Origin of the sequence: Psychrobacter sp. FME13, assembly GCF_014861395.1 — a bacterium.
Lineage (GTDB): Bacteria > Pseudomonadota > Gammaproteobacteria > Pseudomonadales > Moraxellaceae > Psychrobacter.
Map to the genome: position 1 here is coordinate 1 of NZ_RRYV01000043.1, position 23196 is coordinate 23196.

19 protein-coding genes are annotated in these 23196 nt (G+C 42.7%); 11 read left to right on the forward strand and 8 right to left on the reverse strand.

Annotated features, from left to right (window positions below):
• Positions 1-346: 346 nt before the first annotated feature.
• Complete coding sequence (gene acnB, locus EI164_RS07395) at positions 347-2950, reverse strand: bifunctional aconitate hydratase 2/2-methylisocitrate dehydratase (RefSeq protein WP_192519339.1); 2604 nt, start codon at positions 2948-2950, stop codon at positions 347-349.
• A gap of 473 nt (positions 2951-3423) precedes the next feature.
• Here acnB and EI164_RS07400 point away from each other — a divergent pair, with 473 nt between their 5' ends.
• Positions 3424-3822 (forward strand): carboxymuconolactone decarboxylase family protein, encoded by a 399-nt coding sequence (locus tag EI164_RS07400; protein ID WP_192519340.1) that lies wholly within the window; start codon positions 3424-3426, stop codon positions 3820-3822.
• A 148-nt stretch (positions 3823-3970) separates the two neighbouring features.
• The gene (lipA, locus tag EI164_RS07405; protein WP_192519341.1) at positions 3971-5014 is read left to right on the forward strand and encodes a lipoyl synthase; all 1044 of its coding nucleotides are present in this window, start codon (positions 3971-3973) and stop codon (positions 5012-5014) included.
• 281 nt (positions 5015-5295) lie between these two features.
• Here lipA and EI164_RS07410 read toward each other — a convergent pair whose 3' ends face one another.
• The 5 genes from EI164_RS07410 to EI164_RS07430 all read right to left on the reverse strand — a co-directional run bounded on the left by EI164_RS07410 (position 5296) and on the right by EI164_RS07430 (position 11758).
• Positions 5296-7299, reverse strand: coding sequence for a TRAP transporter permease (locus EI164_RS07410; RefSeq protein WP_192519356.1), 2004 nt, complete (start codon positions 7297-7299; stop codon positions 5296-5298).
• Positions 7300-7309: 10 nt separating this feature from the next.
• Positions 7310-7870: a DUF1850 domain-containing protein gene (locus EI164_RS07415; RefSeq protein ID WP_225739168.1), complete on the reverse strand. Its 561-nt coding sequence runs from the start codon at positions 7868-7870 to the stop codon at positions 7310-7312.
• Positions 7851-8864: a TAXI family TRAP transporter solute-binding subunit gene (locus tag EI164_RS07420; RefSeq protein WP_192519343.1), complete on the reverse strand. Its 1014-nt coding sequence runs from the start codon at positions 8862-8864 to the stop codon at positions 7851-7853. Before EI164_RS07420 ends, EI164_RS07415 begins: the two co-directional genes overlap by 20 nt.
• A gap of 439 nt (positions 8865-9303) precedes the next feature.
• Positions 9304-10859 (reverse strand): IS3 family transposase gene (locus tag EI164_RS07425; RefSeq protein ID WP_225739169.1). Its coding sequence is split into 2 segments (ribosomal slippage): positions 9304-10406 and positions 10406-10859, totalling 1557 coding nucleotides; the frame shifts between segments, so codons are not numbered across the junction.
• 77 nt (positions 10860-10936) lie between these two features.
• Positions 10937-11758: a DUF547 domain-containing protein gene (locus EI164_RS07430; protein ID WP_192519344.1), complete on the reverse strand. Its 822-nt coding sequence runs from the start codon at positions 11756-11758 to the stop codon at positions 10937-10939.
• 588 nt (positions 11759-12346) lie between these two features.
• Here EI164_RS07430 and EI164_RS07435 point away from each other — a divergent pair.
• The 6 genes from EI164_RS07435 (at position 12347) to EI164_RS07460 (ending at position 18317) form a co-directional block, all read left to right on the forward strand.
• Positions 12347-13303: an alpha/beta fold hydrolase gene (locus EI164_RS07435; protein ID WP_192519345.1), complete on the forward strand. Its 957-nt coding sequence runs from the start codon at positions 12347-12349 to the stop codon at positions 13301-13303.
• A gap of 172 nt (positions 13304-13475) precedes the next feature.
• Entirely contained in the window at positions 13476-14297 is an 822-nt protein-coding gene (gene dapD, locus EI164_RS07440) for a 2,3,4,5-tetrahydropyridine-2,6-dicarboxylate N-succinyltransferase (RefSeq protein WP_192519346.1), read from the forward strand.
• A 204-nt stretch (positions 14298-14501) separates the two neighbouring features.
• Positions 14502-15233 (forward strand): 7-carboxy-7-deazaguanine synthase QueE, encoded by a 732-nt coding sequence (gene queE, locus EI164_RS07445; RefSeq protein WP_192519347.1) that lies wholly within the window; start codon positions 14502-14504, stop codon positions 15231-15233.
• A gap of 198 nt (positions 15234-15431) precedes the next feature.
• On the forward strand, positions 15432-16568 hold the full coding sequence (locus EI164_RS07450; RefSeq protein WP_192519348.1) for a multidrug resistance efflux transporter family protein: 1137 nt from the start codon (positions 15432-15434) through the stop codon (positions 16566-16568).
• Positions 16569-16807: 239 nt separating this feature from the next.
• On the forward strand, positions 16808-17443 hold the full coding sequence (locus EI164_RS07455; RefSeq protein WP_192519349.1) for a trimeric intracellular cation channel family protein: 636 nt from the start codon (positions 16808-16810) through the stop codon (positions 17441-17443).
• A 208-nt stretch (positions 17444-17651) separates the two neighbouring features.
• Positions 17652-18317, forward strand: a complete 666-nt coding sequence (locus tag EI164_RS07460; RefSeq protein ID WP_192519350.1) for a trimeric intracellular cation channel family protein — start codon at positions 17652-17654, stop codon at positions 18315-18317.
• On the opposite strand, the gene recJ is transcribed toward EI164_RS07460, so the two are convergent.
• Positions 18314-20203 carry a single-stranded-DNA-specific exonuclease RecJ gene (gene recJ / locus EI164_RS07465; RefSeq protein WP_192519351.1) on the reverse strand — a complete coding sequence of 630 codons (1890 nt, stop codon included), beginning with the start codon at positions 20201-20203 and terminating at the stop codon, positions 18314-18316. The two genes, EI164_RS07460 and recJ, sit on opposite strands and share 4 nt — an antisense overlap.
• A gap of 358 nt (positions 20204-20561) precedes the next feature.
• Here recJ and EI164_RS07470 point away from each other — a divergent pair, with 358 nt between their 5' ends.
• Entirely contained in the window at positions 20562-21077 is a 516-nt protein-coding gene (locus tag EI164_RS07470) for a hypothetical protein (RefSeq protein WP_192519352.1), read from the forward strand.
• Positions 21078-21171: 94 nt separating this feature from the next.
• Here the strand turns inward: EI164_RS07470 and EI164_RS07475 are convergent, their stop codons facing one another.
• Complete coding sequence (locus EI164_RS07475) at positions 21172-22125, reverse strand: hypothetical protein (RefSeq protein ID WP_192519353.1); 954 nt, start codon at positions 22123-22125, stop codon at positions 21172-21174.
• Between the two features lie 185 nt (positions 22126-22310).
• Between EI164_RS07475 and EI164_RS07480 the strand changes: the two genes are divergently transcribed.
• Together EI164_RS07480 and EI164_RS07485 are read left to right on the forward strand one after the other, a co-directional pair.
• Positions 22311-22532: a hypothetical protein gene (locus EI164_RS07480; protein WP_192519354.1), complete on the forward strand. Its 222-nt coding sequence runs from the start codon at positions 22311-22313 to the stop codon at positions 22530-22532.
• Positions 22533-22698: 166 nt separating this feature from the next.
• Positions 22699-23097 carry a hypothetical protein gene (locus EI164_RS07485; RefSeq protein ID WP_192519355.1) on the forward strand — a complete coding sequence of 133 codons (399 nt, stop codon included), beginning with the start codon at positions 22699-22701 and terminating at the stop codon, positions 23095-23097.
• Positions 23098-23196: the final 99 nt, after the last annotated feature.

Genomic DNA, 23196 nt, shown 5'->3' on the forward strand with positions numbered 1-23196 from the left:
CTTATTCTCCTGTTAGTGGATTATAAGCAGTTACACAGAGTTTGGGAAACTCCCTGGTGAACTTATAATTTGATCGACTATTGTTTATATTTTTCTCACTAATTTCTGACTTTACATCTTCTTTATCACTACCATTCGACTCCGCCATATCACTTCCCTCCCCCAAAATTAATTTTGTTAATTATCAACTAATATAAAAAGGGTTACAATAAAACATCCGTCGGTAAACGGCACTAGATGTCGTAAATAAAATTTAAACAAAAACCCCGCATCATGACGATACGGGGTTTTCTAGTTTTAGATGTAAGACTTCTAACTTTAGAAAGAAGCCTTACAGCATCAAAAATTAGCTCAATTGAGCAACATTAATTTTATCAGCTTCTTCAGTGTACTCTTCCATACGGTCGAAGTTCATGTATTGATACACTTCTTCGCCCATGCTGTTTAGCATACCAGCATACTGCTGATATTCATCATTAGTAGGCAGTTTACCAAGTACCGCTGCTACTGCTGCAAGCTCTGCAGAAGCTAGGTAGACGTTAGCACCTTGACCGAGACGGTTCGGGAAGTTACGTGTTGAAGTCGATACCGCAGTAGACTTAGGTGCGATACGTGCTTGGTTACCCATACATAGTGAACAACCTGGCATTTCAGTACGAGCACCGGCTTGAGCGTAGATGTTATAGTAACCTTCTTCCATCAACTGACGCGCATCCATTTTAGTTGGTGGCGCAATCCATAGACGAGTCTTGAGGCTTCCTGCTGGTACATCTTTTAGCAATTTACCAGCGGCACGGAAATGACCGATGTTGGTCATACATGAACCAATGAATACTTCATCAATGGTATCGCCAGCGACGTCAGCTAGTGTTTTAGCATCATCTGGATCGTTCGGGCAGCACAGGATAGGCTCTTTGATTTCGCTCATATCGATAGTGATATCGATAGCGTATTCAGCATCTTCATCAGCACGCATTAGGCTTGGATTCGCTAGCCAATCTTGCATCTGCTCGATACGACGACTGATGGTACGTGCATCGCCATAGCCTTCTGAAATCATCCACTTAAGCAGTGTGATGTTTGAGTTTAGGTACTCCGTCACTGAATCTTCAGAGAGTGTGATGGTACAACCAGCAGCACTACGTTCAGCTGATGCATCAGACAACTCGAACGCCTGCTCAGCAGTTAAGTCTTCTAGACCTTCGATCTCAAGGATACGACCGTTGAACTCGTTGATTTTACCTTTCTTATCAACCGTCAAGTAACCTTCTTTGATCGCTTGATAAGGGATAGCATGTACTAGGTCACGTAGGGTGATACCAGCTTGACGCTCACCAACAAAACGAACACGGACAGATTCAGGCATATCAAGTGGCATCACACCAGTCGCAGCTGCGAAAGCAACCAGACCAGAACCCGCTGGGAACGAGATACCCATTGGGAAACGAGTATGCGAGTCACCACCAGTACCAACGGTATCTGGAAGTAGCATACGGTTCAACCAGCTATGGATGATACCATCACCTGGACGTAAACTTACGCCGCCACGGTTCATGATAAAGTCAGGTAGTGTGTGCTGAGTTTCAACATCAACTGGCTTTGGATAAGCCGCAGTGTGACAGAATGACTGCATCACTAGATCCGCTTGGAAACCTAGGCAAGCCAAATCTTTTAGCTCATCACGCGTCATAGGACCAGTGGTATCCTGAGAGCCAACAGTCGTCATTTTAGGCTCACAGTACATACCAGGACGCACGCCTTCTAGACCACAAGCTTTACCAACCATTTTTTGCGCAAGAGTGAAGCCTTTACCAGTGTCTACTGGCTCTTCTGGCTTAGCAAATACGTCAGAATGACCAAGACCCATGTATTCACGAGCACGATTGGTCAGACCACGACCAACGATCAATGGAATACGGCCGCCCGCACGAACTTCATCAAGCAATGTTGGTGAGTTTAGCTCAAACGTTGACAATACTTCATCAGAGTCATGCTTAGTGATTTTGCCTTCATATGGATAGATGTCAAATACATCACCCATGTTTAGGTTATCAACCGCGACTTTTTCGATTGGCAATGCGCCAGAGTCTTCCATTGTATTAAAGAAGATAGGTGCGATATTGTTACCCAATACCAGACCACCGCCACGTTTGTTTGGCACGTTAGGGATGTCTTCACCCATCAACCACAATACTGAGTTGGTTGCAGACTTACGGCTAGAACCCGTACCAACAACGTCACCCACATACGCCAATTGATGGCCTTTTTGCTTTAACTCTTCGATTTGCTTCATTGGGCCAACAACACCCTCTTCGTCAGCATTGATGCCGTCGCGAGAATTTTTGTGCATGGCTAGTGAATGCAATGGAATATCAGGACGGCTCCATGCGTCTTGCGCAGGTGACAAGTCATCCGTATTGGTTTCGCCAGTCACTTTGAATGTCGTATAAGTGGTTTTTTCTGGTACTGCATCACGGTTCAAGAACCATTCAGCATCAGCCCAAGACTGAACAACTTCTTTTGCGATGTCATTACCAGCTTCTGCTTTTTCAGTCACGTCATTGAACGCATCAAATACGAGCAAAGTCTTTTTCAATGCTTCAGCAGCGTCTTGTGCTACTTCCGCGTCATCTAAGGCAGCAACCAATGGCTGAACGTTGTAGCCACCTTGCATCGTACCCAAGATTTCAACCGCTTTTTTCTTGCTGATAAGTGGAGATGATGCTTCGCCCTTAAGGATAGCGGCTAAAAATGCAGCTTTAACGTAAGCAGCTTGGTCGACACCAGCAGGAATACGGTTTTCTAGCAAGTTCATCAAGAATGCATCTTCGCCTGCTGGAGGAGTTTTTAGTAGCTCAACCAACTCTGCTACTTGCTTTTCATTCAATGGTAGCGGAACCGTTCCTAGCTCAGCACGTTCTTCGACATGTTTACGATAAGCTTCTAACACAATAGTCGTCCTCGTCAGTTGGTGTTCAGTACATTACGTTGGGTAGTCAGTATGACAGCCTGCGCCCATGTACTAGGTGGAATAATTATCTGTGCAATCATAGCTTAAAATGCTCTAAATGTTAATGGCTCGACCTTGAAAAGACTCATAATAAAGCCATATTGGACATTTATTATAAAAATAGTACTATCAATTATGAGCTTGAGTAGCTTTTTATATTTAAGACTAGGGTGTGTTTGATATTCACAAATAAGCATTACTAATAACTAAAATTGCTCCATACAAAGAACAAGTCGAAAATAATATAGATACCTTAGCAAGACTTACAACGCAGTATGGGACAATTTTAATATCAGCCTTGATAAATACGGCCTGATTTGACAGTTAAATAAATATGTTGTGACTGCTATACTTCTTCGCAAAATAGAACTTCATGAGCACATAATAAGTTAATAGCTATTAAGGATATGATTATGGCTGACAATAATACTAACTATGACAATGGTCTTAAGGTACGTACCGATGTCATGGGTGAGCAACATGTGAAGCGCTCACTTGATGCTGCTACAGGATTTACCCAGCCGCTGCAAGACTGGATCATAGAACACGCTTGGGGCAGCACTTGGCAAGATGATTCGGTATTGCCGCGCAAGTATCGCTCGTTAATTACCATCTCATTTTTAATTGCCCAAAAAAGCCCAAACGAGTTGAAAGGTCACATACGTGGCGCCATTAACAATGGCGCTAGTGTCGCTGAAATTAGAGAGGTGCTGATGCACAGCTTGCCATACTGCGGTGCACCTGCCACTCAAGAAGCGTTTCGTGCCGCCATAGATGTACTGAATGAGATGGAAATTGATATAGATATTTAAAACTATGGTCGAGAAACAAGTCGTAGTAATCTTAACAAGATTGTTTAAAAGTTGACGACCAAATTTCTGCTATAATATCTGCATTCATAAAATATTCTTACAATCCTATAAACCCTTATAATATAAAGGGTTAAGAGACAAATTTATTATGACAACTGCCGTACAAACACATGTACCTGCTGCTAGGGCCAAACCAAAAAAAGCCATTCAAGGCGAAAAGCTACGTGGCTATGACAAAGTTGCACGTATTCCAATTAAAGTAATCCCGACTGTTGAGGCAAAGAAAAAGCCTGATTGGATTCGGGTCAAGATGTCATCACCTGCTGAGGTGGCTCGCATTAAAGCAACCTTACGTGAGCAGAAGCTATACACAGTCTGTGAAGAAGCTGCTTGCCCTAACCTGCCACAGTGCTTCGCTGATGGTACTGCGACCTTTATGATCATGGGTGATATCTGCACTCGTCGCTGCCCATTCTGTGATGTGGGCCATGGTCGTCCCAATAAATTAGACGCCGATGAGCCGCGCCATACTGCTGAGACTATCGAAGGTCTACAGCTTAAATATGCAGTAATTACCTCTGTCGATCGTGATGATCTCAAAGATGGTGGTGCTGGACATTTTGTAGAAGTCCTAAATGAATCAAGAGCACTTAGCCCAAACTGCTTGATTGAGATTCTAGTGCCAGATTTCCGTGGTCGCATGGATATTGCGTTAGATTTATTGACAGAAACACCGCCAGACGTGTTTAACCACAACATCGAAACCGTACCACGTCTATACAAAGCGTTTCGTCCAGGTTCTGACTATCAGCATTCACTAGATTTACTCAAGCTGTATAAAGAGCGTCGTCCTGATATCGCTACCAAATGTGGCTTTATGGTCGGTCTTGGTGAAACAGAAGAAGAGATTTATGCACTACTCGACGATCTAAAGGCACATGATGTGGATATGATTACAATCGGTCAGTATCTACAACCTAGTAAAAACCACGCGCCTGTTGATCGTTACGTGCATCCAGACGAGTTCCAACGCTATATGGACTATGGCAAAAAAATCGGCTTCTTTAATATTTGGGCAGGCCCAATGGTACGCTCAAGCTACTTTGCCGATCGTCAGTACTACGGCGAAGACTGCCCTGCACCAATCCGTAGCAAAAAGGCATTGGCTGCAGAAGGCAAGCTTGGCTGTTAATCTGACAATACTAAAGAAAAAAGATACAAATACAACCACGCGATACAGAGATACATTTTTCTTGCTTACTGTGCCTACGCAGACAGAGGCTGCGCAAAATGCAACCTGTATCTATTTTATAGTGGATCGCCTATACAGCGGATATAAAAACACTTGTTGGGAGCAATTGCCAAGGTAGTTACTAAAACAATAGCCAACCATATAAAAAGGGTGAATAACAAATTTGTTATTCACCCTTTTTTCGGCTTTAATACATCGTTAAAAGATTCAGAGCCAATAATCTACACAGTTAAAGTCGGTGTTGGCTTTCCGGCTGTTTTTATATTAAATACCGCAATACCAAGAACAATCACCCCACCAATAATACCTGTAACCATCTCAGGATAAATCAATAACAAAGCGCCAATAGCTAAGATGATACGAGTCACGGTATTCATACTGCCTCTAAAGTAGCCTTCAAGTGCTGAGCTCAGTGCAATGACACCAGTTACCGAAGTCACTACCACTGTAATGATATCTACAATAGGTGGCAGCGGGAAATCTTTTGCCGTGACTGCTAGGCCGGTTGGATCTATCATCAACATCGTTGGATTATAGATAAACATAAACGGTACGATAAACCCAGCAAGTGCCAGCTTGAGTGACAAGAAGCCTGTCTTCATCGGATCGCCACCAGATATACCAGCACCAGCAAAAGCTGCCAAACACACAGGCGGCGTAATATTGGCAAAGATACCAAAATAGAAGACAAACATATGCGCTGACAAAATCGGAATATCAAAGCCAGCCAGTGCTGGAGCCGCCATCGTTGCCGTAATGATGTAGGCAGGAATAGATGGTAAACCCATGCCCAATACCATTGACGCTAGCATCGTCAAAATAAGCGTAAAGAATAACGAGCCTGCGCCTAGCGTGACGATAGAAGATGTCATCACTGTACCAAAGCTGGTCAAACTCACGACACCAATGATGATGCCGACGACCGCACAAGCTGCCATTACCGCGAGCGACTGGCGCGCACCATCTTCTAGTGCGCCTAAAATATCAGACAATCCCATACGAGTCTCAGCACGTAGCATGCTGATCAACACAGTAAAGCCGATGGTATAAGCCGCTGCATAACCGACAGGTACATTTTTGATCAATAAGAAAACCAAAAAGACAATCGGTAATAACATGTGACCACGTGCTTTTAGGACTTCTTTTACCGCTGGCAGGTTTTCTTTAGCAATGCCTTTTAAGTCGCGACGTCCAGCGCGAAAATGCACCTGAGCAATCACGCCTAGATAATACAGAATCGCGGGTAATAATGCTGCTAAAGCAATCGTGCTATAAGGTAAGCCTGTCGTCTCAGCCATAATGAACGCACTCGCGCCCATAATTGGCGGTAGTATCTGCCCGCCAACAGAAGCACTTGCCTCAACTGCGCCAGCGAAGTCTTTGTGATAACCGACCTTTTTCATTAGCGGAATCGTAAAAGCACCAGTACTGACCACGTTTGATAAAGCCGAACCATTGATGCTACCCATAAAGCCACTAGAGATGACGGCTACTTTTGCAGGCCCGCCCTTTTTGTGACCAGCGATCGCCAATGCCAAATCATTGAACAGCTGCCCCATTCCTGAACGTGCCAAGAACGCACCAAATAGAATGAATAGGAAGATAAAGGTGACCGATGCACCAATCGCCACAGAATACAGACCTTCCGTTTTTAGGAATAGTTGACCGAAGATATCGCCCATATCATAAGGGCGAGTCAGTAATCTATCGGGCATAAAATCCATGTGACTGACAAACGGATAGGCCAAAAATATCCCTGCCAATATTGGCAAAATCCAACCTGTGATACGGCGACTGCCTTCTAACACACAGACTACCGTAATCAGGGAAAATATCACATCGACTTGATTGGCCATACCACCACGCGATGTCACAATATCTTGATATTCATAGATGAGGTAGCCCATACCAGAGAAAGACAGAGCAAACCAAATCCAGTCATACCAGGCTACTCGCTGGCGACTGCTTTTTTTACTAGCGGGGAAAATCAAGAAGATCAGTGCAAAACCAACACCCACATGCACAGAGCGCTGTAACAACGCTGGCATCGGGTTAAAGGTTATATATAAATGAAATAGCGAATAGAGTATACAAATCCCAGCGAGCAAATACTTTACTGGTCCTTGGGTGATATGACGCGTGATTGACTCTCGGTCATATTTTTCTAATACTGCTTTATTGATCGCATCTGCCTCAGCATTGTTATCAATTTGAGTATCTGGCATGGTAGGCACGCTACCCTGATCCGTCACCTGAGAGTTCATGACAAAAGTCCTTTTTAAATCTATCAAATAAGCCATATGCTTGAGGCTTAATCACCACTTCAGAATAATCTGGCACCCACTGGTGAATCAAAAAACGATGATTACCATAATCAATCTCACCTTTGGTAAGTCTAGAGACCACCCAATTGAGGTTGGGCAGCTTTTCATTGATTTGATAACCTAGATAGCCCTGTTTTTTTATGGGAGCAAGCAGTTCAGTTGAAGGAGTGCCCGCACCAAAAGCTTCAAAATAAGTGGTGGTTAGTAACAGCTCAGCATCTTGTGGACTACTGCCATCTATACGTTGATACTGCTCTTCCCACCATTGTTTTTCTACAGAATGAATCCAGCGCAATTCAAAGTCCGGTTCAACGAAATAACAAACCTTATCGTCAGCACCGTCTATCCCTTTAACTCGTACTTCGACAACAGGCTGACGAAAAAAGCCCATCCATGACATAAAAAAAACCAGTGCCGCAATGAATGCTGCACCAGTTAGTAGCCATAATGATTTATTTTGCAGCTTGTTCATCATAATACTTTTTAGCACCAGGATGAATTGGAGCTACCATACCATCATTAGCTGTTTCTAAGCTGATGTCGTTGGCTGCTTGGTGAGCTGTTTTCAAACCATCCAAATTTTCAAATAACGTTTTGGTTAATTTATAACCATCAGCTTCAGACAAGTCAGAGCTAACCAATAATGCATTCATGATTGCCGCAGTTGGAACCGCCTCTTCGTTGCCATAAGTATCCACAGGAATCTCAAAGGTTTTGAAGTAAGGCTTGCTTGCGATAATTTCTTTTAGCTTGTCTTGGTCGATACTGACAATCTGTAGATCTAAACCTTGTTCTAACTCCATCAAAGAAGAGTTTGGTAGACCACTACTAAAGAATGCCGCTTCAATTTTACCTGCTTTCATACCGTCAGCGGCTTCAGCAAAGCCTAGATAGTCAACAGTGACATCGTCATACGTAATACCAAACCCTTCTAACAAGGTTCGAGCATTGACTTCTGTGCCAGAGCCTTGGTCGCCCACAGCGATACGCTTACCTTTTAGATCTTCAATGGTTTTTATACCAGAGTCCTTTGAGGTGACGATTTGCACCACATTAGGGTATAAAACAGCGATCTGCTGAATATTAGTGATAGGTTTATCGAAGTTGTTTTTACCTTCGACTGCATCGGTGACCACGTCACTGAGTGCCAACACCATATCGACTTTGCCTTGGGTTAATAGATTGACATTTTCGACAGATGCACCAGTGGTTTGCGTTTTTGAGTTTACCCCAAAAGTTTTGACATAGATTTCTGATAATGAGGTGCCAATGATGTTGTAAGGTCCAGATGCCCCGCCAGTAGCAATAGTCAGAAACTTGGTATCAAGCGTATCACTCGTTGCAGCTGCATCGGTTGAAGCGCTATCTGCTGACGCACTATCACTGCTTTCTGAACATGCTGTCAGACCTAATGCCACACTTAACATCACTGATAGAAATAACGGAGATTTTAAAGAATTGCGCATTGAATTCATCCTTGAAGTAATCTGTTTAATCCATTTAAAAACATTAATATAACCATATTAATGCGTTACAGACTTGCAATAATATAGCAATTTTTATCACAAATAAACTAAAGTATCTTATATCACGTGTTTCCTGGGCTATAGACCCAAAGCTATTTGAAAAAACACCAATAATATATTTAATTTATCACATGAATTATTTCGCTATTTAAAACGTATCATCCTTGATAACGACTCCTATAGTCAGTCCTAAATAAAACAGTTACAAATATAACCATGCGACACTGGCATACATTTTCCTTGCTTGCTGTGCCTGCGCAGACAGAGGCGACGCAAAACGCACCCAGTATCGCTGTATTTATTTTATAGTGGATCAACTATACAATAAGAGTCAGGTGCTGCCGGAGTTTTTCAAGGTAGTTGTCACCATCAAGCCGAATTAAGCGGCCTGTAATCTCGTTTGGTGTTGTTCTTTTACAGGGTTTAGGGTTGTCGGACCCACAGGCTTACAGTTTCTCACCTCTTGAGTTCCCCAACGTATCGGGTTTTTATCTTTAGCGGCCTCCATCGTTAGCAGACGCTTCGCCAGTATTTCCTTATCCTCACCCGTATGGCGCTGATGGGGCGTCACAAAGTTAAGCTGGCTGTGCTTGTGCTCGCCATTGTACCAGCGCGTGAAAGTCAGTACCCAGTCACGAGCCGCCTCTAAGCTTTTAAAGCCATCGGTCGGCCAATTAGGGCGATACTTGCAAGTCTTAAACAAAGACTCTGCAAACGGATTATCGTTACTCACACGCGGTCTGCTGTATGACGTCACAACGCCTAACTCATACGCTTTCATGCGCATGGTTTGAGCTTTCATCGGTGCCCCATTGTCTGAGTGTAATACCACGCCCGTATGTAGTGCATTTTCACTGATTAGGGTACGCTCAAGCAGCTTAGCTGCTAATACCCCTGACTCGTGGTCATACACCTCTTGACCGACAATCTTACGGCTATAGACATCCTCTATCATATACAGATAATAAAACTGCCCACGAACTGGACTTGGCAGATAGGTGATGTCCCAGCAGAACACCTGACCTGGGCCTGTGGCGGTAAAGGTTTGTGGTGCCTTGGATACGCGAGGAGCCAAAGCTCGACCACGATGGTTGAGTTGATTGTACTGCTTTAGCACGCGATAGAAGGTGGACTCACAGCCATAGTACACCCCCTCATCTAGCAGGGTCGGTACGATCTGGGTGGGCGGTAGACTGGCAAAGCGCGGCTGGTTGCAGACGGCTATAATCGCAGCTTGCTCAGTCGGTGTCAGTTTATTCCTCGGGGCTTGGCGCACGGCATCACACCGTTTGTCACCACTCACTTGACCCGCTTTATACCAGCGCCGATAGGTACGCACGCTGATACCAACTTCAATACAGGCCAAGGTTAATCTGGCCCCTGATCCATTGGCCTCTTGTATCCAATCTATGTACTGTGTGCGCTTAGGGAGCAAGGTTAGTCGTCCTCGTGCTCCTCCCAAAACGCTTCCAACTTTTTTCTGAGCACCAGCAAAGCGGCAGTTTCAGCTAAGGCCTTCTCCTTTCTAGCAAGCTCTCGGGTGAGCTGTTTGATCTGTTTGCGATCCGCTTGCTGCTGACGCTTGTCTTTTAGGCTTTGTGGTTTGCTATGACTGAAGCCTTGTAGGGCATTAGCACGCCAAGCTTTGATTTGTTCAACATACAAACCTTTGCTACGGCAGTATTCGCTAAGCTCACTCTCACTTAAGGCGGCAGTCTCGATGACGGTGGCAAGTTTGGTCTCACTGGTCCAGTCATCGGGGGTTTTGTTGTGTCCAGGCATGGGATGACCTTGTTGTCGAGCCTCGTTGCGCCAATTATACAGGGTCTGTAATCCGATGCCTTCACTTCTTGAAACTTCGGCTACGCTCATGTTGCTTGGGGGTTGTAGTTTGCTGAGTATGGCTTGTTTACGCTCTTCACTATAACGTGGCATGATGTGTCCTTGATGCCCCCATTTGGATTATTCTTTAGGGGTGACAACTATCCTGCCATAGGGGGCTGCCACGGAGATTATTTTTTGTTGAGATTCCAATTATAAGTGGTGTAATCAATCTTTATTTTTCCTTGCTTTAGGTTTGTGGTTTGGGCTTTGCTGAGTCCTAAAGATGAGCTGTAACGACCCAAAAATCCTTCCAGATTTTTTGTTCCACGCCAATTGGTCGCAAAATCTTCTTTGTACCATTTGAAAATAGGTGATATCTCTAACGTACTACCCTTTAAACGATTGCGGCTACTATCTGCTAAAAACTTGGAAGTAGCTTGCTCTAGCTGACCGTCTAAGCCCTTGCCTGTAAAAGCATCGTCTTGTAACGCTGGACAGCCAATACTGGCACAGTTAACCGCAAAGTGAATGCGTGGATCGTTGTAACGTTTTGAGCCACGGATGAGAGTGTGTTCAATATCATCGAGCGAACGCGTTTTGCCCAATAGAGGAATAAACTCCTGTTTCCATGGTGAGCTCAAAACACTGCCAATATCCTTAATAGATTTAATGTTTGGATATTTTGTTAGCACCAAATCAACCGTGCCAGCGTTATAAACGTTAATTAAAAATGCCAACTGCTCATTTTTGCTCCAACCATTGAACTCTGATTGCGATACTTTACCCGCCGCTTTGAGATAGCTGGTCAGCTTACTCTTATCTGCTTTCATGCCAGCATAGTTCACAACAGAAGCCTTCCCCCCATTGGTCATGGTTACATTTTTTCCTAACAAACTGTCCCAACTTTTATGATTAAAATCAGCATAGGCAGCAACGCTTGATAATGAAATAGCAACGGCTAGAACTGGTTTCCAGACCGCAGTTTTTGTTAAGATATTGAATCTTGACATAAATTTGACTCCGTTTAAATCGATGATTTTTTATTTAGAATGGTAGTGTTTATAGGATGGACAAATAACCTGCAAGATAAACTTTCTTTCTTCACCCACAGTATTACGATCTAACGCTACTACAGAATAAAAGACAATTCTAAACATTTGATTATTAATATGATTTATAAAAAATTATCTCAACCAAATATTTTCGTATTTGTGTTTTGGCTAATCAATAGTACCCCATTGTGAATAAATATTTATGATTAACTCTGTTGATTTTACCGCTTATTCCAAATGAGAATTATTTTTTTATATGAGTTTACAAAGCTTTAATAAATTCATTATCTAAGCCACTAAAACTAGAAACTTTACAGCATTAAACATCTCAAATAGCATTGACCCTATAAGGCTTTGTCGTTAAATTGTTTGTATTACCTATACCTACGCATAGGGACATCTAACCAACTGTTGATGATATATCAGTTTCATGGTGAGCAAACTATACCTATATAATAAGCTTGTAAAAGCTTATGTCTGCTCCAATAAACAGTCGAACAACAAAAGATCGATTACGCATAATTAAAACGATTTAAAGGAAGTCTCATGAGTACCAGCACCGATACAAACAGCGAACACATCCTCTCCTCTGATAACACTCATTATTTGCATCATGATTTTTTTGAACCAAGCGATAAAAACACTAAAATAAAAGCCACGTTACTGATTGTGCATGGTATGGCCGAACACAGCGGCCGGTATGCAGAATTTGCTCAGTTTTTGGCAGATAATGGCGTTGCAGTAGCAACTTATGACCATTTAGGGCACGGGAAAACCGTCAAAACGACAGATGATTTGGGGTTTTTCGGTGATGAACATCCCGTACAGTTGTTATTGAAAGACGTCATTATCATGTCAGACAGTTTAAAAGAAAGGCACACTGATGTTCCACATTTTGTCATGGGTCACTCTATGGGATCATTTATTATACGCAACGTCCTCAAGCACCATGCACGTGCTTTTACAGGTGCTATTTTGATGGGCACAGCAGATGCCAACCCATTGACCAAAATACTATTGCCTGTTAATAAAATACTGGCGAAAGTAGCTCCAAGAAAACAAAACCCCATGTTTGCTAAGGTCATGAACAAAGTTTTAAATAGTCAGCTTAAAAATCGTGTCTCGTCATCAGAGTTTGCTTGGCTAAATCAGGATCCCGCCGCCATTGAAGCTTATGAGGCTGATCCATTGACCGGCTTTGATTTTACCAATAATGGCTTTATGACGTTATTCTCGCTGATGGAGACAGGCTTAAATAAACAATGGGCAATGACAATTTCAAGAGAATTCCCAATGCTATTTGTCAGCGGAGAAGATGACCCTATCGGTGAGATGGGTAAAGGTGTCCGTAAAATCGTTACTCGCTTGAATAAGAAAAATTTTAGTCACGTAGACATCCAACTCTACCCCAACATGCGCCATGAACCACTTCACGAAAAAGATCATCAAATCGTTTATCAAGATATTTTAGAGTGGATAGAGAGTAACAGCTCAGTTAGTTAAGTTAAGTCCAGTTACGCTAAGTATTGCTACATCAAAGTTGATATTTGCCATGAACCTGTTTGCTAAAAGTTGTTAAATTAGCGACAATACGGCAAGTAAATAATTACTCTAATGCCAAACCAATAAGTACAATGTATTTTTCGATCACCTTTCACTAACTTTAGGAACTTTTATGTCATTACAACAAACCATCGAACAAGCCTTTGAAAACCGCAACGAATACAGCCCAAGCACCATGCCACAAGACGTCCGTGACGCTGTAGAACAAGTGCTTGAGCAATTAGATAACGGTAGCCTACGTGTTGCAGAAAAGAAAGACGGTGAATGGATCGTCAACCAATGGGCAAAAAAAGCAGTATTACTGTCTTTTCGCTTAAACGACAATTATGTTCAAGCTGCTGGCGAGCATGTGCAGTTCTATGACAAAGTGCCGACTAAATTTGCTGATTGGACTGAAGCACAGTTTAAAGAAGCTGGCGTACGTGTTGTACCACCAGCCGTTGCTCGTAAAGGTTCTTTCATCGCAGCTGGTGCAGTATTAATGCCATCTTATGTCAATATCGGTGCTTATGTTGATCAAGGCGCCATGGTTGACACATGGGCGACCGTTGGCTCATGTGCTCAAATCGGTAAAAACGTCCATCTATCAGGCGGTGTTGGCATCGGCGGTGTATTAGAGCCATTACAAGCCAACCCTACTATCATCGAAGACAACTGCTTCATCGGTGCACGCTCTGAAATCGTTGAAGGCGTTATCGTAGAAGAAGGCGCGGTCATCTCTATGGGTGTATACATCGGTCAGTCAACTCGTATCTATGATCGTGAAACTGGCGAGATTCATCGTGGTCGTGTACCAGCAGGATCTGTTGTGGTACCAGGTAGTTTACCGTCAGAAGATGGTACGCATAGCTTGTATGCCGCTATCATCGTGAAAAAAGTTGATGCGCAAACTCGTGCAAAAACATCAGTCAATGAATTATTGCGTTTAGCTTAAAACGGTATGACCGCACGTATCATTATTGAGTAAAAATACTGATCGAGAAAAGATGCTAAAGACTTACTTTAGCGTCTTTTTTTTAGCTCATCTTTTTGCAGCTTAGTGTTGCTGTCTGCGTTATAATCCTTTTTTACGACCTTTTCTCATGTATTGCAAACCTATTCTAATCACTCCACTCTTTTATCTGATATCGACATTGTTATGACCAAGCCATCGCTACGTACTGCCACTATACCTGTCACCGATCCTGAAGCAGGTCTTCGTTTGACAGAAATTTTTTACTCCTTACAAGGGGAAGCCATCACCTCAGGCTTGCCAACGATATTTGTGCGACTGACTGGCTGCCCACTGCGCTGCGTCTATTGTGATACCGAGTATGCTTTTACTGGTGGTGAGCGCCAGTCACTAGATACCATCATAGAAACCATCAAAGGCTATCCATGTAAGCGTATCTGTTTGACTGGTGGAGAGCCATTAGCGCAGCCAAATGCGATTGAGCTCATGAAGCGACTGCTGAGCGATGGCTATGAGATATCACTTGAAACAGCAGGCGCGCTCACAGTAGAACAGGTACCAACAGCCGTCAGTAAGGTAATGGATCTCAAAACACCAAGTTCAGGCGAAGATGATAAAAACTTATGGTCAAATCTCGATTATCTTACTCAACATGATCAAATTAAATTTGTCATTATGAACCGCGCTGATTATGACTGGGCAAAAGCCAAACTGTTTGAACATAAGCTCAATGAATTGGTCGGTACCGTCTGGTTTTCTCCTATGTTCAATGTTGCAGAGGATATGCACGCAGAGACTGCTCCTGATATACCAGTACTAGCACGTGAGCTTGCAGAGTGGATGTTGGCAGACGCTTTACCGGTACGTTTCCAATTACAACTGCACAAAATTATTTGGGCAGATGCCAAAGGCAAATAAAAACTTTAACGTCTGAACATATAAACAACTATAGTCGATCCACTATAAAATAAATACAGCGATACTGGGTACATTTTGCGTCGCCTCTGTCTGCGCAGGCACAGCAAGCAAGGAAAATGTATGCCTGTATCGCATGGTTACATTTGTATCTGTTTTATTTAGGACTGACTATAGCCAACTATAAATAGGGATAGAGGTATGGTCAAACTCATTTTATTAGGTCTATTGTCAGGCGCTTTTTTTAGCTCGACATTTATCCTAAACGAACTCATGAGTGCTGCTGGTGGACATTGGTTCTGGTCAGCCAGCCTTCGCTATGTATTTATGTGGCTGATGCTTACCGCTATTATCGTCATGCAGCATGGCTTTGGACGTATTAGAGAGCTAGCGACTATCTTTCGTCAACATTGGGGATTTTGGTGCATAACAGGTAGCATTGGCTTTGGTATTTTTTATACAGGCATATGCTACGCGGCCGATCATGCTGCAGGCTGGGTCGTCGCAGCAACCTTTATGTTTACGGTCGTCGCAAGTCTGCTGGTCTTGCTCGTCTTTGGTCAGCGTTTTGATAAGAAATTCATCGCCTATGCGTTATTGGTGTTTTTCGGTGTGGTGCTGGTGAATATCAGTGAAGGAATACATGCCGCCTCTGTCTTAGGTGCTGATACCGTACCTATGACAGACATGCTGCTTTATGGTGCTTTGCCTGCGCTAGTAGCAGCCTTTAGCTACCCTATTGGTAACCAGTTGGTTTGGCAGGTTTCTTATAATGCCAAACAGAAAAACACTGAATCGCCAGCACCGACCTCTCAAGCAACTGACCAGATAGTGGAAACTGAGCTACCACCTTTATCTGCTATTGATACCCACTATCCGGCAGACTCAATTAGTATTGCTCATACGACAGACACTGTCTTAGCCGAACCGCCCCCTTCTCTATTGCAAAACTTGATTGCTAAAATTCCCGCTATCCAAACCACTCTACTACAAGATGCCTTTAACAAAGTATGGCTAATGACTTTGGGTAGTGTGCCCTTTTGGTTGGTATTGGGTATTGTCGTTCATCCTGAGTTGCCAGACACTAAACAAGTATTTAATACACTACTGGTCGCGTTATTGGCTGGCGTGGCAGCCACCAGTATTTTCTTATATGCCCGCGAAAAAGCAGAAACCTCCAGCGAAGTCGCTGGTGTCGATGCCACTCAAGCCAGCGAGGTCATATTTGCCTTGATTGGCGGTATGTTATTGCTCAACAGCAGCCTGCCATCAATGATGGGATTAATAGGTATTGCTCTCATTATCGTTGGATTGATTCTGTTTGCAAAAGACGGCTAATACACTAAGGGCTGTTAAAAATTCAAACCCAACCATCTATAATCAAGGCATTTTAATATTTCTTTGACTATAGTCAAAGAAACATAAAACCGATACGATTGTATTATGGTGCTACTGGTACAAATTTTACTTGATGGCTATATTCACAGAGGCTGCGAAAAATTTATCCCAGCAGCACTGTAGCGATTTAAAAATACTTTGACTATCTATGTTGATGGTCACTACTTGATATTATAACTATGGCTAATGATTTAATTTTTCCTGATATTTTGTTGTATTTATTAGATATGGTGGGCGTGATTGCGTGCGCGATAGCAGGCACGTTGCTTGCTCAGCATAAAGGGTTTGATATTTCTGGCTGTATCTTAGTGGCGATGGTCAACGCTATCGGCGGTGGTACATTGCGTGATATGGCTCTAGACCGTCATCCGCTGTTTTGGATGACTGACCTCAATTATGTGATCGTCATCACCGTGACATCGCTCATCCTACAAATGTTTTTTCATCTATATCATAAGATCGATAAAGCATTGAAACTGTTTGATGCCATTGGGCTGGCTGCCTTTAGTGTGATTGGTTTTAAAATAGCGTTGACACAAGATATGTCGCCTATTATTGCTATTATGATGGGTGTGTGGACTGCCATGATTGGCGGTATGCTCCGTGATATTATCTGTAATGAGATACCACTGGTACTACAGCGTGAGATTTATATCACTGCCAGTATTGCTGGCTCTGTGACTTACTTGATTTTGCAATACTTCGGTATCTCCTCTGGTATTAATGAATTTATCATGCTGTTTACCATTTTTGCAGTACGTATGTTGGCGCTCAAGTTTGATTGGCACCTGCCTTCTATTCGTCTAGTCGCTTAACCTAAAAAATATTATAAAGTTATAGGCGATCCACTATAAAATAAATACAGCGATACGGGTTACATTTTGCGCAGTCTCTGTCTGCGCAGGCACAGCACGCAAGAAAAATGTATCCCTGTATCGCGTGGTTGTATCTGTATTTCTTTTATTTAGGAATGACTATAGCCCGTATCAAATGATTTATCATCTTCACTAGTGAGATTTGCTCATGTTGGCTATCGCATTGAACCCTGCTGCCCTAATCACCACGTTTGATCCAAACTCATTGATATTTGTGTTTGATATGATTGGTATTGTGGCTTGTAGTATTTCAGGCACGATATTGGCCAAGCATAAAAACTTTGACGTGTTTGGCTGCTTGCTAGTATCAATTGTCACTGCTATCGGTGGTGGTACCGTCCGTGATGTGATTTTGGATCGTCATCCATTATTTTGGATGGTAGACATGAGCTATTTGACGGTTATTACGATATCTTCATTGGTCATGCAAATATTTTTTCATCCCAACTCTAAACGAGTCGATAAGTTTCTCAAACTCTCAGATACCATCGGCTTAGCAGCGTTTACCTTAATCGGTATTAAAATTGCGGAAAGTATGGGGGCGAATATTCCTGTGTCACTATTACTTGGTGTGATTACGATTATTGTCGGTGGTATCATCCGCGATATGATCTGCAATGAGATTCCACTCGTACTACAGCAAGAGATTTATATTACCGCTGCATTAACTGGCGGTATTCTGTATTTTGTATTGCAATATCTGGGCGTAATAGCATGGATAACTGATATCGCCGTTATGAGTACAATTTTTACGTTGCGGATGCTGGCCATTCGCTACGATTGGCAGTTCCCAACACTGGAATTAAAGTATTAAGTCGCACCACCCTCAAGAGTCTGATTAGCTTGCGTTTTTTCAACTAGGGCCAGATCCTTCACCATCAACTGTAGGCTTTGCTTACCGTTCCACTCGTTGATGTCTAGCTGAAATAACAAATGCACTTGTTCAGCACGATAATCCCATACATCGCTATCGAAGTTAAAGTAAATTGCTTCAATCGGATACTGCACATCTGGATAACGCAATGACAGTTTAAGATGCTTGTCCTTTAGAACCTTAAAACTGAGTACTTCGAATACACCATCAAATATCGGCGGTGCAAAACCATGACCCCACACACTCGCATCAGCCAGATGCTCAACGAACCAAAGACTAAAGTCACTTGCCTGCAATGCGCCATCTGTGAATTTCTGCTCAGCAAACACCTCATCATCCATCTCTGCCATGACTTCATCAAATGCCGTAACAAACTCATCAAAATTACGGCGCTTGATGGTCAATCCTGCTGCCATCGCGTGACCACCAAAATGACTGATTAACTCTGGATATCGTTCAGCGACTTGTTCAATCGCATCACGAACATGCACGCCTGCGATAGATCTTGCAGAGCCTTTAATGGCATCGTCGTCGCCTATCCGCTCGACATCTGCTGGTGCAAAAACGATACTTGGCAAATAGTGGCTTTCTTTTAAGCGTCCAGCGACGATACCGATCACACCTTGATGCCAATCGTCTTGGTACAACACGATGCTTCTCTTTTTGACCATACTAGGCTCAGTAGTATTAGAATTACCCTCGTTAACGGCCGGTTTCTTAGGCTTGATCTGAGTAATGATATCACTACTTTCGTCTAAATCAGTGTCGCTGCCCATCTCAGCATCAGCCGCTAAGTCTTGTACAATGCTGTCTGCTTGAGCGCGCATTTCACCTTCTACCTGACGACGGGTACGATTCAACACTTCAAGCTCTTGAGCCAGTCGCTGTGCGGTACTCCAATCTTCCGTTAATAAGCACTCAATACCGATGCGCATATTGTCCATGCGCCCAGCAGCATTGATGCGTGGACCTAACACAAAGCCAAAGTCCTGTGCATGCAACTGCTTAGGGTCACGACCTGCCTGCTCAAGTAACGCTAAGATACCTAGGCAGCATCGTCCTTGGCGAATAGCGTTTAATCCATGATGCACTAAGATGCGATTGTTTTTATCGAGCACGCCAACATCGGCAATCGTCCCAAGTGCCACCAAATCTAAATATTGGCTGACTTGTACGGTGGACTTGCCAGCCTCTCGGCGCAGCTTTGCCAAGCGTCCAAGCACATAGAACGCCACGCCGACACCGACCAGTGCCTTACTAGCAAAATCACAACCGAGCTGGTTGGGATTGACCACCGCCTCAGCAGGTGGCGTCTGTTTGGTCGTCAGATGATGGTCGGTGATAATGACAGCAATGCCGTCCGCCTGTGCTCGAGCCACACCCTCATGACTAGAGATACCATTGTCCACGGTCACTATCATGTCGGGGTGATAAGTCTCAATACCCAACTCGACAATCTCAGGCGTCAGTCCATAGCCGTACTTGAACCTATCTGGCACTAAAAAATCAACGACTGCGCCCATCTTTGTGAGTGCGCGCATCATCAGTGCGGTACTGGTCGCACCATCACAATCGAAGTCGCCAACGATCAGGATGCGTTGTCCATCATCAATGGCAATATCTAACAGTCGTACTGCCTCAGTCACGCCATGTAGCATCTCTGCAGGCAGTAGACCGGATAGCCCAGTCTCAAGCTCATCGGGCTCAGTGATACCTCGACCAGCATATAAGCGGGCAAGCGTTAATGATTGAGCAGCAAGTGGCTGCAACGCGGTGGGCAACTCGTCGATGCGAGTGCTGGTATAACGGGGGGTTAAATTTAGCATGGGTGTATTCTACTGGCTTTATCAAAAGGTCACAATGCTCATTTCTAGCGGAACGGTTTATCATTTTTTAGGATTTTACATTACTATTAATCCTATTGAAGCCGTTATACATAACAAGCTTTTGATCGCCTTTAACAGCCTTTATCGACACTTTACAAAACAGCCAGTTTACAAAAATGGTGTATAGTGACTGTATTTTTCTGCATTTTGCTACAAAGCAATGATTGTATGCCTCTTATAAATCCATAGAATAGATAGTAACTGAGATATTTATTAAAACTATAATTCGATATTTTAGAGTGTTTCATTTTAATGATTTGTTTTAGTGACATATTTTAATAACTTATAAGGAGCCTTTATGAAAACCACACCAACCGCTGAAAAACTACCAAATACAATAGATCCTAGCTTAGACCTTGAAAAAACAAAAAAAGAATGTCAAAAGCTGGTCAAAAAACGCGCTAAGTACTCTGCTGGTGTCGCCATTGTTCCTGTGCCATTCTTCGATGTCGCCGTAGATGCAGGCATGCTTACCCAGCTATTACCTGACATTAGTGAACGCTTTGGCTTAATTGAAGATCGTCAGTCAGCGGTTGATTTAGAATCACGAGCCGTTCATTGGGGTGCTTTAAAAGATCGTACCGTTGACTTTGCAGGACTAATGGCGACACGTGGTATCGTGAAAAAGACAGTACAAGGCTTCGGTGGTCGTATCGCTGCCAAGCAAGTGACAAAATTCATCCCACTCGGTGGTCAAATGGTTGCGGCAACCATGGGCTATATGATTTTCAAAAAAATCGCTAATGACCATATCAATGAATGCTACAAGCTAGCAAAAGACATTCAAACCAAGCAACACGGTAAAAACGTCTAAAAATAGCTATAAAAGAAAATGTCATAAAAAAACCAGCTTAGACTATTTGTCTTTGCTGGTTTTTTACGCTGTTTAGTAAAGTCATTAAGCCCTATCATTGCTTTTTTTGAGTAAGGTTTATTATCACACTAGCATTTTCAAATCCACGACTTATATGCACTTGTCCTGACCAGTTGCTTGGTAAGATCATTTCTTCACCAAACACAATCTGAGACTGCTTATCCAGTTTCATTAATTCTCTCAGCTGCTGATGCTGATAAGTCACTGGAACCAATGTTTGTAAGATATCCGCCAAAACAGGCAGACGATTTCCAGCACTAGGCCTAATACTAAAACTCACTCTTTGAGTATCACAGCCATTTAATTCGGCAGACACTTGCATATTATTTACCTGTAACTCTTCTTCAATCATCTGTGTATAGTCATGAATATCCATAGTATTCACACGCTTTACATCACGCAATGTGGTAAATATATGCTTATCCATATTTGCTGATAATTGGCAGTTGTCCCGATAATAAGTACTTACTGGATTACCTCTCATCCAATCAATATCGAATGTGATAGACGGTGCTATCAACTCACCATTTTCATAAGCCTCAGAATGGGAGCGATAGTTAGGTACTGCGCTATAATGTATATCATTACCTTCTACCTCATACTCGACGATATGTTCACTAAACGGCGCATACAACAGCACTTCATGCTCGTTAATAATGTGGTTGTTCTTATCTAATAGCAAATAATGCACAGCACTATTAGTTGTCACACTACCGCCTAACGGACCTAAAGATTCGATTTCTAATGCTAAATCTTCAACTCCATCATGATTGAAGTCCTTCACTATCAAAGGCAATAACCTCAGACTATAATTCATGCTTTGCTCAGTGCTATCAGCATCGTCATAATTATCTGCACAATCATATTCAAGATCAGCCGATACATGAGGATTTGGTTTTGGAAAAGAACAATGACGCTCTACTAAATCAATAATCAGCGACTTTGGCAATACCTTATCGACTGCATGAGAAAATGAAATTGCACTCATAGAGAGCGTGCATAAAACAGATAAGCGTAATAACATAAGATTACCAGTATCAATTAATTGTTTACTTTATTTGAAACGCAAAAGAATGATACATCAACTACGCACATAAATACTCCATGCAAATTACATCTACTTTATTCATTAACATCGTTAAAGTAAAATAAATTTTATATTGGATTTATGATATGCCGAATCTGGAAGTAAATGCTTATGAGCTCATACTATTGTCAGGCTGCATCATGCTTTTCATTGCCAGCATTTCTGCAGCATTTAATAACAGTTTTGACGACTTTTCATGGAAGCACATCACCACATGGTTATTTGTCCTAGGTAGTTTACTAACGCTTATTGGATATGTTGGTTATAAAGTCTACGCTTATTATCATCCTTATGCGTGGCTGGATTAACATAAAAAGCAGCTTAATTTTCCTTAAGTAACCGTTGATAGTGTTATTAATGTATTTTGCTGATAAAATATTACTTGTTCAGGACGAAAATAATTTTCGACTGACAAAGATTAGGTGCTATCAAACATACACTATAAAACCAATCAAAATATTAAAGGAAAATTCTGTGAAAAAACTTCTAGCTTCGACCGCTATGCTTGCCACTCTTGCTCTAGCGGGCTGCACATCAACAGGTGCTGGCACGACTACAGGCACTACTGCTAGCACAGCCATGACAACTGCAAGTAGTCTTGGCATGAGTGTCCTGACATCAGCAGTAGATACAAAATGTCGTACCGCAATCGAAGAACAAAGCGCATGGGGTATTGCTAGTCTTGCTATGACTGATACACAGCAAGAAACCTTCAAAACTAACGTTTGTGGTTGTGTCACTGAGCAAGCATCAGAAGATGTAACTATCGTTGAATTAGGCAATGCTGCTATAGATTCAAGCTATCGCACTGAATTGGTCGCCAACGTCGTTGCTGACTCTATACAAAGCTGTTATACCAGCTTCGTTCAATAATTGTGTGTTAATAGTTTATAACAGGTAATAAAAAAGGCCAGATTTGAACTGACCCCCAAATGTTGGACGGTTTAAGTTTATATCAAGGACTGAGTTCTG